This is a genomic window from Gardnerella leopoldii (genome assembly GCF_003293675.1).
Lineage (GTDB): Bacteria > Actinomycetota > Actinomycetes > Actinomycetales > Bifidobacteriaceae > Bifidobacterium > Bifidobacterium leopoldii.
The window spans coordinates 104,971-118,445 of the sequence record NZ_CP029984.1 but is presented as its reverse complement, the minus strand read 5'-3'; the positions used below and the strand labels follow the sequence as shown (position 1 = coordinate 118,445).

The following is a 13,475-nucleotide window of genomic DNA, read 5'->3' as shown; positions in this document are numbered from 1 at the left end:
TGTTGAGTGCAAGATTATTGCGGTGAGCGCATTCATATTTGAAATACGCTCACCATGTACATTTAGCGCTTTTAGCTTAGTGACGGATCTTGCGAAGAGCAGCACCCATGCCAGCAAGCACAGAAGCAGCAACAGCAGCCATAGCTACAGCAGCACCAGTCTTAGCTAAACCAGCGGCAGCGGCACCGTTTGCACCAGCGGCACCGTTTGCACCAGCGGCAGCACCGTTAGCATTGTTGTTCTGCTGAGCAGAAGCCTTGGTATCCTTACCCTTCTGAGTAGTAGCCTTAACTTCCTTACCAAACTTGCTATTCATAGCAGAAGCATAAGCTTCATTCATGCCTGGAATAGACTTCAGCTTTGGATCCAAAGGATCAGAAGTCTTAACTGGTGGCAACAAAGATGGATCTACACCGCCAGCAACAGCCTCATTGTAAGCAGCCTTGTAAAGAGCCAAAGCCTTATTGTAAATTACTTCAGCCTTGAGAGCCTTCTTCAAAGCATCATCATAATTACCCTTAGCGGTCTGCCAAGCAGCAAGAGTACGAGTCACATGAGCAGCAGCACGCTTCATGGTATCAAACAAACGAGTCTCGGTAGCAGAATCGTTCACACCAGAAGCCTTGAAGAGCTGGTAAGCACGCTCAGCGGCATCAAAATCAGCCTTGCGCTTGTTGTACTCAGCCTGAGCTGCAACAGCAGCCTTATAAGCATCCATAAGGTTCTTCTTGGCAATAGCAAACTCGTTATCAGCATTGTCCAAGTTCATCTTAGCAATACGAACCTTGTTAATAAGAGCCAACTTAATATCATGCTCAGTTAAATCTGGCTTAGCGCAATGCTCAAGAATATACTTCGCACCAAGATATGCATCCTGAAGATCAGCTACATGGCGAGATTGCTCATCAAAAGCCTTCTGAGAAGTTACATGAGCATTGTAAGCATCCACATACTTCTGAACCCTCTCAAACAAATTATGTGAGACTGCAGCTGGATCAGCAGTATTTTCCAACAAGCCAGAAGCGTTAGTCTTAGTATAATGTTCAGCTTCAGAATCCTTTGCAGGAGCTGGAGAAACAGTCATACCATTAAGAACAGTCTGGGCACCAATATAAGTATCGTAAGCAGCGTCTGCAACGCGCTTAGCATCCTTATGATAAGGCGCTGGTACTGGGCACACTGTGCTGTAAGCCATTGCTGGAGCAGCAAAAGCGAAACCAGAGAGGAGGGTGGCGCCAGCAGCAAATGCGGCGATAGCCTTCTTATTCAACATAATATTTTCCTTTCTTCTTCTCCTTCGCACCATGTGTGCGAAGAAAAATCTAAATATTCACAACTTAAGTTTTTGTGAATAACTACCAGCGCAGAACGTCTGGCTGGAAGCTGCTATTAACATACCCCCCCCCCGTTCGCAAAAGTCAAGAGCAGACGCGCAGCTCATTAACAAAAAACATCGATGTTTTTGCGGAAATATTTCAGTCAAACTATTTTTAAGAGTAAAAAATACAGTATTATGCGTTATTTTTCGTAAAAATGTCAATTTCAAGGTTTTTAAAGATTTTTCTCAGAAAACTCTCAGGAAACTCTTTAATACTCCCCCAACCAGCCGCAAAACCGTTGCAAAACCGCCATTCTGACGCGACACGCCGCGCGCTCTACGCAGTCTAACGATTACAAAACTCAGTGACAGATGCTAAACAAAAAAGCCTCTTGACGAATTGACGCCAAGAGGCTTATAAATCAACAATCGCTAAAAACGATTGCCTATATGACTACTATCTTACTTGCGATGAGCGCGATAGAAGCGAATCAAGCTCTGTGTAGAAGCATCCTGAGCTGCCAAAGCTTCATCATCCTTAGAAATTGCAGGAGTAATCTGCTTTGCAAGCTGCTTGCCAAGCTCCACACCCCACTGATCGTAGGAATCCAAGCCCCACACAGTGCCTTCAACGAAGGTAATGTGCTCGTAGAGAGCAATAAGCTCGCCCAAGCTAAATGGAGTCAAAGCATCGCCGAAAATGGACGTGGTTGGACGGTTGCCCTTGAACACGCGAGCTGGCACAATCTCCTCTGGAGTGCCTTCAGCGCGAACTTCATCAGCAGTCTTGCCGAAAGCAAGAGCCTTAGTCTGTGCAAGATAGTTGCCCAAGAAGAGCTCGTGCACATCCTGATCGCCATCCTTAGTAGGATTTGGCGTGTTCACGAAAGCAATGAAATCAGCTGGAATAAGCTGAGTGCCCTGGTGAATCAACTGGTAGAAAGCGTGCTGGCCGTTGGTGCCTGGCTCACCCCAGAAGATTTCGCCGGTTTCGCTTGTTACAGGAGTGCCGTCCCAGCGCACAGACTTACCGTTGGATTCCATGGTGAGCTGCTGCAAATAAGCTGGGAAGCGGTGCAAGTACTGATCGTATGGAAGCACAGCGTGAGAAGCAACCTTGTAGAAGTTGCGATACCAAACGTTGAGCATACCGAGAAGCACAACAACGTTCTTCTCGAATGGAGTCTCAGCGAAGTAAGTATCGATTGCGTGGAAGCCCTTCAAGAACTCTTCGAAGCGCTCTGGACCGAGAACAACAGCCAAAGAAGTGCCGACAGCGGAATCCACAGAGTAACGACCGCCAACCCAGCTCCAGAAGCCAAAAGCGTTGGTTGGGTTGATGCCGAACTCTTCAACCTTTTCGAGGTTGGTGGAAACAGCCACGAAGTGCTTAGCAACAGCTTCAGCCTTCTTTGCGTCGCTTCCGTCAATAGCACCGCACTCCTGAAGCTTATTCAGCAACCAAGTGCGAGCGGTACGAGCGTTGGTCAAAGTCTCCAAAGTAGTGAAGGTCTTGGAAACAATGATGAACAAAGTGGTTTCTGGATCCAAATCCTTGGTCTTTTCTGCCATATCGTTTGGATCAATGTTAGAAACGTAGCGAGCGCTAATACCAGCGTCAGCATATGGCTTCAAAGCTTCGTAAACCATGACCGGACCCAAATCAGAGCCGCCGATACCAATGTTTACAACGGTCTTAATGTTCTTGCCGGTAACGCCCTTCCAAGCGCCGGAACGAACTTCGTTAGCGAAATCGTAAATGCGACCCAACACTTCACGCACGTCTGCAACGGTATCTTGACCGTCAACAATGAACTTGCCAGCATCCTCTGCAGGACGACGCAAAGCAGTGTGCAAAACTGCACGATCTTCTGTATTATTAATGTGCACGCCAGTGTACATTGCCTTAGTGCGCTCGTCAAGCTTAACTGCCTTTGCAAGGTCTGCGAAAAGCTTAAGAGTTTCAGGCTTAATTAAATTCTTAGAAAGATCGAAGTGGAGATCTCCAGCTTCGAAGCTCAACTTATCCACGCGATTTGCATCCTCAGCAAACCACTTCTTCAGGCAAACACCTTCTGATTGCAACTCGTCGTAATGCTTCTGCAATGCAGCCCACTCTGGGGTTTTTACGGCGTCAACTGGCGGATTGATGGCCATTTCTAGGTCCTTTCATTTCTTCAACTTACGTGACAGCAATCGTCACTATAGTCCAATTCACAAGATACTCACAAAAGCAGACAGAAACACGCGAAGCTTAACACAAAAATGAACACAATCACACTGGTGCTGCGCGAAAGCAGGTCGTCGCGCCTGCGAGGAAAGAAATCCCACAAAACTCGCGCCACACTAAACGAATTGCAATACAAACTATGCAATACTTGCTTAATGACTATTATATTTTGTACGGCGCGCCCATTGGACAAATTTAAAAATATGATATATAGTAATTGATTTGTGCGCGAGTCGCGAATGCGTCTCGGGCAACATGCCGCTTTAGCTCAGTCGGTAGAGCGTCTCCCTCGTAATGAGAAGGTCGACAGTTCGATTCTGTCAAGCGGCTCTCTGACTCGCTCGAGTGTATTAATACTTTTGATTTGTTTTTATTCGCTCGATTATTTATATGAGTCTATGCGCGAGTGGCGGAATGGTAGACGCGCAGGATTTAGGTTCCTGTGTCTTACGACGTGTGGGTTCAAGTCCCATCTCGCGCACGAAATTTTTCGCTTATTCAGTAATAAATGCTTATTCGGTAATAAATAATGCCTGCAACTCCGGCAAAAGCGCGCGCAAAGCATTACCTCTGTGCGAAATAGCATTCTTTTCTTCTTGAGTCAGCTCCGCGCTAGTCAAATCTTTCATTTGCACACCATCGCGAATAGGCTGAAGATCTGGCACAAATAGCGGATCATAGCCGAAACCGTTAGTTCCGTGCACCTCGCGCAACAAGTGACCAACCATTTCTCCGACTCGAACAGTCTCAAAGCCGTGAGAATGCGACATAACACTGCCTTCAGGAACCTCACTGCACCCATCCGGAATAGCAAGAGCTGCAGCACAACGAAAACGAGCAGTACGACATTGATCTGGAATATCAGAAAGTTGGCGCAAAAGAAGCTCATTATTAGCTTTATCGTCCCCATGCACACCACTCCACCTGGCAGAAAGAATACCAGGGGCAGCACCAAGCACGTCGACAATAAGACCCGAATCGTCTGCAATAGCAGGATAACCTGTTCTTGCAGCAACATCACGCGCTTTGAGCAAAGCATTCTGTTCAAAAGTCACGCCAGTTTCCACAGGATCAGGCAAGCCAAGAGAACCTGCAGTTACTAACTCGAAACTGTTTGCCAGCTTCGACAATTGCTCCTCTAAAATTTGCTTAATTTCAACGAGTTTTCCCTCATTATGTGTTGCCACAATAAGCTTCACGCCCGTTCTCCTTCAATCTCTTCTATTTTGCTAAAGCGGCTTTTTGAGCAGCTTGCAATTCGCGATTACCTTTAGTTGCCAAATCAAGTAACGTATTTAATTCGTCGCGATTAAATGGACGATGTTCTGCAGTGCCTTGAATTTCAATGAAAGTGCCGGAACCTGTCATAGCTACGTTCATATCTGTCATAGCTTGACTGTCTTCAACATAAGGCAAATCAAGCATAGGCGTGCCGTTAATAACGCCTACAGAAACAGCGGAAATAGAATCCTTAATAACACTTGCAGCAGAGCGAATATGACCATTCTTTTCTGCCCAATTAAGCGCATCTACCAAAGCTACATAAGCTCCAGTTACAGAAGCAGTACGAGTTCCACCATCCGCTTGCAACACGTCGCAATCAATTTGAATCTGGCACTCACCCATTGCTTTCATATCGACTACACCGCGCAAGCAGCGACCAATAAGACGACTAATTTCGTGAGTGCGACCACCAATTTTTCCACGCACAGATTCGCGATCAGTTCGCTCAGCTGTTGCTCTAGGAAGCATAGAATATTCGGCAGTTACCCAACCCAAACCGGAATCTCTACGCCAACGAGGCACACCAACCGTAAAAGTTGCAGTGCACATTACGCGCGTATTGCCACACTCAATAAGCACAGAACCTTCAGGAACATCAGTAAATTTACGTGTTATGCGCACAGGTCGGAGCTCGTCAACATTACGACCGTCAACGCGAATTGGTTTTACAGATTCCAACATATCCTTGATTTGAGTCATACCTCACAAATTTAGCACGTGGCTGTTATCTTCTATTTCTTCTTCTTAGCGCGCAGCAATTTTGTACTAAAGCTGCTCAGAAAGCTTCATCCACTCATCCTCAAGAGCACTGGTTTCTTGCTCGTTTTTTTGGAGATCTTCGTTAAGAGATTGAAGTCCAACAAAGTCACTTGGGTTATGCGCAGCCATTTGCGCTTCAATTTGCGACTTTTCTTCTTCAAGCTTTGTAAGTTTTCGCTCGATTGCAGAAACTCGCCTTGCAGCATCGTGATAGGCTTTGCCTGTAAGTTTTGGCTCAGCTACTGTACTTTCTGAACTTTCTTTAGTTGTAGAATTTGCAGTACTTGAAGCATTCACAGTACTCGCAGTACTAATGCTATTTTCGTGATCACGCTGCAACTTTTCTACAATTTGCAAATACTCATCTACACCGCCTGGAAGATGACGAATTTTGCCGTCAATAAGCGCAAATTGCTGGTCTGTTACGCGCTCAAGCAAGTAGCGATCGTGCGAAACAACAATCAAAGTGCCGGGCCAAGTATCGAGCAAATCCTCCATAACTGCAAGCATGTCAGTGTCAAGATCGTTTCCAGGCTCATCCATAATCAGCACGTTTGGCTCGTTTAGCAAAATCAGCAGCAACTGCATACGGCGCTTTTGACCGCCCGAAAGATCCGCAATTGGTGTCATAAGCTGCTCGGGCTTAAAACCAAGCCTTTCCATAAGCTGACCTGGAGTCACTTCTTTGCCATCGATAATATAGCTAGGCTTATAGCGACTTAAAACTTCTTTTACTTTATATTTTCCAAGCTTTTCAAGCTCTTCTAGCCGCTGCGAAAGCACAGCAAATTTTACAGTCTTGCCGATATTTACGTGTCCAAGCGTAGGCTTTAGAGACCCGTCAATAATGCTTAATAATGTTGATTTTCCTGCTCCATTCGCACCCACAATTCCAAAACGATCGCCTGGGCCTATAAGCCAAGTTGCATCGTCTAAAATCATGCGTCCAGTAATAGTTTTGCGCGATGCAGCTGAAGTTTCTGCAATGTTTTCTGCGCTCGTAGCAGTATTTTCAGAAGTATTTTCCGCAGTATTTTCAAAAGAATTTTCTTGACTCTCGTCAACAGCAATAGTAACGCTTCCTACGTGAGTTGGTTGCGCAAAAGCAGATTCTACGATATCGACTTTATTTGATTTTTCTGCATTATCTTCACCTAAAGATGCGTTTTCTACAATATCCGGATCGATATTTTTTAGCTGCTGAGCGTTGTCGAAAATTTGCGTAACGTCAATTAAATCAACAACTTGCTTACCAAGACGCGAAGTTGCCATTTTCTTCAATTCAAGAGTGTCTCTTAGCGGCGGCACATCTGCAATAAGCTCACGCGCTTGCTTTACGTGGAATTTTTGCTTAGTAGAACGCGCACGAGCACCCCTAGAAAGCCAAGCTAACTCTTTTCTTGCCAAATTTCTGCGACGCTCTTCGCGCACATCCGCTTGGCGTTCACGCTCCACGCGTTGCATCATATAAGCGCTGTAACCACCCTCGAAAGGATCAATTACGCCGTCGTGCACTTCCCACATCGAAGTGCAAACCTCATCCAAGAACCAACGGTCGTGCGTCACAATCAAAAGCGCACCTTGACCGTCCTGCCAACGGTGAAGAAGATGCTCCGCAAGCCAATGAATCGTCACAACGTCCAAATGATTCGTAGGCTCATCCAAAGCCAAAATATCCCAATCGTGCAACAATAATCTTGCTAAATCTGCGCGCCTGCGCTGGCCTCCAGAAAGCGTGCCTACTTTTGCTTCCAAATTTATGCCACCAAGAAGCGCTTCTACAATTTCGCGTGAACGCTGATCTGCAGCCCACTCGTAATCTTCGCGATTTTCAAGAGCAGCCTCGCGCACAGTTGCGTTATCGTCCAATGGATCACGCTGATCCAACATGCCAAAAGTAAGCCCTCCGCGCTTTGTAACGCGACCAGAATCAGGCTGCATTGTACCGGCAAGTAGCCGAAGTAGCGTTGACTTTCCGTCACCATTTTTTCCAACAATACCTATTCTGTCGCCTTCAAAAACACCTTGAGTTACGTCTGTAAAAATCGTTTTTGTAGCAAATTCTAGCGAAACTCGTTCTAATCCCAAATCATACGTAGGCATAATCCACAAATATAGCTGAACACTTATACGAAAGGATATAGAAGGAATATGGAAAAATGCGATCGCAAATGCGAACACGAAGCTTAAAAGCGCTTGTGTTGGTAGTAGGACTATAATAATACGTGCTATGAAAACTCAGAACAATCAACAAAATATGCAGAGCAAACACAATCAAAATAATCAAAACAACTCACATGCGCAACACAACGAAGATGGAGTTTTGAGATTAGATGGCGATGAAACACGTCCTGGAGACCCAACGCAGGAACTTTTGAACGCTTTAGGCACAACTATTTCGCCGGATCTTTTGGTAGAAGCACTCACCCACCGCTCGTTCTCGCACGAGCATCCTGGCACACGAAATTATGAGCGACTTGAGTTTTTGGGCGATGCTGTGCTTGAGTTAGTTTCTACGGAAACGCTGTTTTCTGCACATCCAGACATGACTGAAGGTCAGCTTGCAAAGATGCGAGCGAAAGCTGTGTCTGAATGGGCGCTTTCTGCTGTTGCGCGCGAAAAGCTGCATGTTGGCGCGTATATTCTTCTCGGTCGCGGAGAAATGGAGCAGGGCGGAAATAATAAAGATTCAATTTTGTGCGATATTGTTGAAGCGCTTATTGGCGCAACTTTTGTTGAGCATGGAATTGATGAAGCTCGCAGAGTTGTGCATCGTTTGATTGACGACACTTTGGCGGAAGTGCTAACTGAAGGACCAGCTCTCGATTGGAAGACTTCGCTTACAGTCAAAGCTCACGATATGGGTTTGGAAGATCCAGAGTATCGAATGGCTGTTTCTGGGCCAGAATACGCACCAGTATTTGAGGCTCGCGCGGTTTTGGCGCATAAGGATGGCGACGAAGTGCTGGGAGTCGGAAGTGGCTCTAGCAAACGAAAAGCGCAACTCGCAGCCGCCGAAATCGCTTGGCACGCACTCGACGCGCGTAAGTAACACCCACCCCTCACAGCCACAATACGCAAGAAAAAGAAAAACCCTGCCACCCGTCGATGGCAGGGTTTCTGTTAATAAAACCTACTTGGTGTGCTCGGAGCGAATAGCTTCACGGTAAACACGACCACGGAAGGTTCCGCAAGATGGGCAAGCCATGTGTGGGAATGCCTGAGAACCGCAGTTCGGGCAAGTCACAGTCTGCACGGCAGACGCCTTCCAATTAGCGCGACGCGAATGCGTATTAGCACGCGAGGTCTTGTACTTAGGCAGTGCCATAATTCTTTCCTCTATTTCGTTCAATCGATTGAGCTTAAGCGTTCTGTATATTACAGCAAGCGCCGTACAAATTGCGCAACCTAATTTCTCTTTAGTGCGACAGAAACTTTACAAACGTGCGCAGTTTATGCCGCTTTTCAGCCCAAAAACGACCTTTTCTTTACACTACTGTAAAGTTTCGGTCGAAATAAGGCGCGCAAACGACCTTTTCTTTACACTACTGTAAAGTTTCGGTCGGGAATCAGCTCAAAAACGGCAGAAACTTTACAACTCGCTAAAATTAATGCCGCTCTTCATTCTGCTCAAGCTGAGCTTTCAAATCCTCTAAAGCAGCAAAACGAATATCCGTAACGTCGTGATGATGATCTGGATGCTCGTTTAAGTTTTCGCCACACTGAGAGCAAAGTCCGCGGCAATCCGGCTCGCACAACGGCTGCAACGGCAACTCACTTACCATCGTGTCGCGAATAAGAGCCTCAATATCCGCAAAATCGCCACCCGCAACTAGCGGATACACATTGCCTGACTCGTCATTTTCATCCCAAATTTGCGATTCAGCTTCATCCGCATCGCCACGAGTATTGCGATTATCAGAACGATTAGAACGCGAGTCAGCATATGGGAAGAATACACACACATCCACTTTCCAATCGCGACGAAGCGGCATCAAGCATCGAGTACATTCTGCATGCACCGGAGCAGTAATACTGCCCTGAAACATTAAGCCGTCAACCACAGCATCAAAATCGCCATCAACCATAACATCGCTGCCTGGCTTTACGCCAATAACGTAATCTCCAATGCCTTCCGGCGCCGGAAATACGCGATGCAACGACATGCTACTACCAGCGCGCGCAGCCATTTGCGCTACTGGAACAGCCCATGGTGATTGGGATGGATGCGAAGCCATTACTAATTCCTTTCCTCTTCATCATCGTCATACAATGATGAGCTAATGTCGTTTTGTACGTGCGCTGCAGCTCGGCGACGATCTTCTAACACTCGCTGACCCGCTTGCACGTCTTGCTCTAATTTATCTAGCTGCTGCTTTAAGCCTTCCATAACAGTTGCGCAATACTGATCCGCACCTTGCGTAAGCTTGTCTGATTTTGCTTGCGCAATAGCGAGAATATCGCGAGCTTTCTGTTTTGCTAAAGCCGTTACGTTTTCTTGACCTGCTAAGAATTGAGCACGCTCTTGCGCTTCTTCAATTATTTCTGCAGATTGAGATTGCGCTGAGGAAACAATAGAGCTTGCTTGTGCTTGCGCTGTACGCAAACGTCGCTCTGCTTCTCGCATTAATGCAGAAGCTCGCTCCAATTGCACAGGAAGCATATCTTTCAAACGCGCTAACTGGTCAACGAACTCATCGCGATCAATTTTTACCATTCCTGCAGCAAACAGAACATTCTTTGCTTCCGAAAGGGCTGCTTCCATTGCATCAATAATGTCGTAAACTGTTGTAAATTCAGCGCGACTCTTTGAGCGCACTTCATCGCTTACTGCTTCTGCAGCTACTTTTGAAGTTTCAGATTCATTTTCTTCAAAGTCAATAACGCCACCGTCTTCTCTTTCTCGTAAATCTGGAAGAGGGAAAGGAGAAAATGATGCTGGCGAAGAAGCTGCTTTGCTATTTTTATTGTTCTTATTTGCACTATCAGCGCCATTATCTCGCACATCTTCCGCAGCAGAAACACTTCCAACTGCCGCAACAGATGACGTTTCTGTATTATCAGCATCTGCATCAAGTAATAGGTCGCCTTCACGCGCACTTCGCACGTCGGATTGCGTTGTATTTACAACGCCGTCTTGAGCATCTTCTTCATCTGCAAGAACCGGATGCAATGGAAGCTTTTGATTGCGATCAACTTGCACTTCGCGCTCCATTGTGTCGTCTCCTTCACTAGATAATCCAGAAGTTGCGTCAGTAAGTTCATTTTTATTTGTCATCTTCTACTCTCCTGTTCAATTGTTCAGCATAGATGAATTATTATCTACGCCTAATGATTGTTCATTAAAAAGCTTTTTTAATAAGGGTATTACGTTATCTGGAACCATGCCAGTAACATTTCCCCCATGACGAGCAACATCTTTAACCACAGAGCTTGAAACATGCTCAAGCACAGGATCAGCAGGCAGAAAAAGCGTTTCGATACCTGCTAATTTGCGGTTCACTAGCGCCATTCCAAGTTCTGCCTCATAATCACCGTTTTGACGTAAGCCTTTTACGATTACTGTAGCACCAACTTTTGTACAGTAATCAGTAATCAAACCAGCTGTTGAAGTTACTACTATTTTGCAATTGCGATTGAAACTATTCTGAGCTTGCGGCAAATTATTTATTGCTTCTTGAATAATTTTTACGCGCTCAGATTCAGGAAATAACGGAGTCTTTGCAGCATTTACCGCAACTAGCACATGTACTTCATCAAATAGATGCGTACAACGTTGTATTACGTCTAAATGGCCGGCAGTGACTGGATCATACGAGCCGGGGCACACAGCTATAGTCATGCTTTTAGATTATCACCCATTGCGCTCAGAACAAAAATATATTAATAAAATAGCGTTACTTTTATCGTTAAAGATAGAAGTAACGCTGATATTTAATATAAATTGCTTAAATACGCAACATAATTACTTAAAAATTAAACTTTCCTAATTCCTCGTATATGCGCTTGCATTCAGGGCAAACTGGGTAGTCATTTGCTTCGTGTCGAGGAATCCACACTTTACCGCACAAAGCTACTACTGGTCGACCAGTTAAGCGCGACTCTTCAATTTTGTCTTTTGACACATAGTGCGCAAAACGATCTGCATTACCACCATCATCTAGACGAGCATCTTCGTCAACTTCTGGACGTTCTAGAACAGAAGTGCTTGTGCCGGAACCAGAGTCTGGATCTGTGGATTGCGAACCAGATTCCATAACAGCATCTAACGCATTATCTGCTTCTAAAGATGAAAACATCTCGCATCCTTTCGTAACGCATTGTGTAACGAATTTCGTAGCGCACTAAAATTTAATTGAATTTTATTCGCAAAACCAAGCATAAAGCATTATCGCAACAAACACTCAAAAAGCTGTCGGAAACGCTAATCTTTACGCATGAATTATTTGCGAAAATTATTTGCGATCCTTTTGCGAATCTTATTTAGTTATTTAGTAAAGTTTAGTTTTAAAAAAATCAATTTACAGTACTTCTACAGTACTTGAATTTCTGTTGGTATTGCAGGGTCTCCGCGCATCAAACTTTGCGCAGCCAAAGGCAGTCGACGCAAAGCAGAAGCGCAATAATCCTGGGCACGCATAATCGCATCGTGACCCATAAACTGTTCGTCAGCTTCACCGTCGACCATGTAATCAACTAGCAGATTCTCCCACGAATCCTTAGGCTTAAACTGAGCGAGCGCAACTTCCGAACCGGAAATCACGCGTTCGCAATCAGCTACACCGCAAGAATCGTTGCTGTAATCGTATGAACGATACGCCAATTTACGTCCAGGCACAGTCGCTTTATTCTTAGAACGCTTAGCAACAGGCTGCATTACACCATCTGCACCCTCACGCTCAGTAAGCTTATAAACCATTGCGCAAGTTGGAGCGCCGGAGCCGGTTACAAGCATTGTGCCGATGCCGTAAGAATCCACAGGCGCATTTTGTAAGGAAGCAAGAGCATACTCGTCCAAATCGTTCGTAACTGTAATCTTTGTGTTTTTAGCACCCAACTCGTCGAGCTGATTCCTAACGCGACGAGCCAGAGCGCACAAATCTCCAGAATCAATACGAATTCCGCCAAGATCTGGACCTGCAACTTCCACGGCTGTCTTTACAGCTTCCTCAATATTATAAGTGTCAACAAGAAGCGTAGTGCCTTTGCCAAGAGCTGCAATTTGAGAAGTGAAAGCGTCACGCTCAGTGTCGTGAACAAGAGTGAAGCAGTGAGCTGCAGTTCCGATTGCCTTTAAACCGTAAAGTTTTGCAGCTAACAGATTTGCAGTACCTTTAAAACCGCCAATTACTGCTGCACGAGATGCGGCAACTGCAGAATATTCGTTCGTGCGGCGGCCGCCCATATCCATGCAAGGACGTCCTGCGGAAGCAGAAACCATGCGAGCTGCAGCAGACGCCACAGCACAATCGTAATTGAGAACGGAAAGCAGAAGAGTTTCGAGCAAAGTGCACTCGCCGAAAGTGCCTTCTACTTGCAAAATTGGCGAGTTAGGGAAGAACATCTCACCCTCGCGATAACCGGAAATTTTACCGCGGAATCGGAAATTTTTCAGCCATTCAATGGTTTCTGTACTAACAATTTTGCGATCACTTAAGAAACGTAAATCATCTTCCGAAAGATGGAATTTTTGCAACTCTTCCAAAATGCGGCCCATGCCAGCAACAACTCCGTAACGACGGCCTTGAGGCAAGTGGCGCGTAAAAATTTCAAAAACGCACTTGCGATTTGCGGTGCCGTCTTTAAGAGCAGCGTCGAGCATAGTGTATTCATACATGTCCGTCATAAGAGCAGATGAAATCTCAGCCATGATATTCCTTTCGT

Annotated in this window: 11 protein-coding genes, 2 tRNA genes and 2 pseudogenes; 3 read left to right on the top strand and 12 right to left on the bottom strand. The window is 45.6% G+C overall.

Annotation, left to right across the window (positions count from 1 at the left end; translation table 11 throughout):
- Window positions 1-76: 76 nt before the first annotated feature.
- Window positions 77-1,273, bottom strand: a complete 1,197-nt coding sequence (locus DOD25_RS00600; RefSeq protein WP_112928512.1) for a hypothetical protein — start codon at window positions 1,271-1,273, stop codon at window positions 77-79.
- Window positions 1,274-1,780: 507 nt separating this feature from the next.
- Entirely contained in the window at window positions 1,781-3,475 is a 1,695-nt protein-coding gene (pgi, locus tag DOD25_RS00595) for a glucose-6-phosphate isomerase (RefSeq protein WP_004105339.1), read from the bottom strand.
- A 330-nt stretch (window positions 3,476-3,805) separates the two neighbouring features.
- Here pgi and DOD25_RS00590 point away from each other — a divergent pair.
- Both DOD25_RS00590 and DOD25_RS00585 read left to right on the top strand, forming a co-directional pair.
- A tRNA-Thr gene (locus tag DOD25_RS00590) sits at window positions 3,806-3,878 on the top strand.
- A 70-nt stretch (window positions 3,879-3,948) separates the two neighbouring features.
- Window positions 3,949-4,029: transfer RNA gene (locus DOD25_RS00585), tRNA-Leu, on the top strand.
- Between the two features lie 31 nt (window positions 4,030-4,060).
- Here the strand turns inward: DOD25_RS00585 and DOD25_RS00580 are convergent.
- The 4 genes and pseudogenes from DOD25_RS00580 to DOD25_RS00570 all read right to left on the bottom strand — a co-directional run.
- A complete protein-coding gene (locus tag DOD25_RS00580) occupies window positions 4,061-4,747 on the bottom strand; it encodes a non-canonical purine NTP pyrophosphatase (protein ID WP_112928511.1) in 687 nt (228 codons plus the stop codon).
- Between the two features lie 22 nt (window positions 4,748-4,769).
- Window positions 4,770-5,531, bottom strand: coding sequence for a ribonuclease PH (gene rph / locus DOD25_RS00575; RefSeq protein WP_004105347.1), 762 nt, complete (start codon window positions 5,529-5,531; stop codon window positions 4,770-4,772).
- A 66-nt stretch (window positions 5,532-5,597) separates the two neighbouring features.
- Window positions 5,598-5,828, bottom strand: a pseudogene (locus DOD25_RS06530) (ABC transporter C-terminal domain-containing protein); the annotation flags it as partial.
- A 104-nt stretch (window positions 5,829-5,932) separates the two neighbouring features.
- Window positions 5,933-7,694 (bottom strand): annotated as a pseudogene (locus tag DOD25_RS00570) (ABC-F family ATP-binding cassette domain-containing protein); the annotation flags it as partial.
- A gap of 127 nt (window positions 7,695-7,821) precedes the next feature.
- Here DOD25_RS00570 and rnc point away from each other — a divergent pair.
- Window positions 7,822-8,643: a ribonuclease III gene (gene rnc / locus DOD25_RS00565; RefSeq protein ID WP_004105351.1), complete on the top strand. Its 822-nt coding sequence runs from the start codon at window positions 7,822-7,824 to the stop codon at window positions 8,641-8,643.
- Window positions 8,644-8,724: 81 nt separating this feature from the next.
- Here the strand turns inward: rnc and rpmF are convergent, their stop codons facing one another.
- The 6 genes from rpmF to DOD25_RS00535 all read right to left on the bottom strand — a co-directional run bounded on the left by rpmF (window position 8,725) and on the right by DOD25_RS00535 (window position 13,461).
- Window positions 8,725-8,919, bottom strand: coding sequence for a 50S ribosomal protein L32 (rpmF, locus tag DOD25_RS00560; protein WP_004574042.1), 195 nt, complete (start codon window positions 8,917-8,919; stop codon window positions 8,725-8,727).
- A 280-nt stretch (window positions 8,920-9,199) separates the two neighbouring features.
- Window positions 9,200-9,829, bottom strand: coding sequence for a YceD family protein (locus DOD25_RS00555; protein ID WP_004574043.1), 630 nt, complete (start codon window positions 9,827-9,829; stop codon window positions 9,200-9,202).
- A 2-nt stretch (window positions 9,830-9,831) separates the two neighbouring features.
- The gene (locus tag DOD25_RS00550; RefSeq protein ID WP_112928510.1) at window positions 9,832-10,869 is read right to left on the bottom strand and encodes an ATP synthase subunit B family protein; all 1,038 of its coding nucleotides are present in this window, start codon (window positions 10,867-10,869) and stop codon (window positions 9,832-9,834) included.
- 15 nt (window positions 10,870-10,884) lie between these two features.
- Complete coding sequence (gene coaD, locus DOD25_RS00545) at window positions 10,885-11,433, bottom strand: pantetheine-phosphate adenylyltransferase (RefSeq protein ID WP_032835291.1); 549 nt, start codon at window positions 11,431-11,433, stop codon at window positions 10,885-10,887.
- A gap of 127 nt (window positions 11,434-11,560) precedes the next feature.
- A complete protein-coding gene (locus tag DOD25_RS00540) occupies window positions 11,561-11,890 on the bottom strand; it encodes a DUF3039 domain-containing protein (protein WP_004105359.1) in 330 nt (109 codons plus the stop codon).
- Between the two features lie 233 nt (window positions 11,891-12,123).
- Window positions 12,124-13,461 carry a nicotinate phosphoribosyltransferase gene (locus DOD25_RS00535; protein WP_004105363.1) on the bottom strand — a complete coding sequence of 446 codons (1,338 nt, stop codon included), beginning with the start codon at window positions 13,459-13,461 and terminating at the stop codon, window positions 12,124-12,126.
- Window positions 13,462-13,475: the final 14 nt, after the last annotated feature.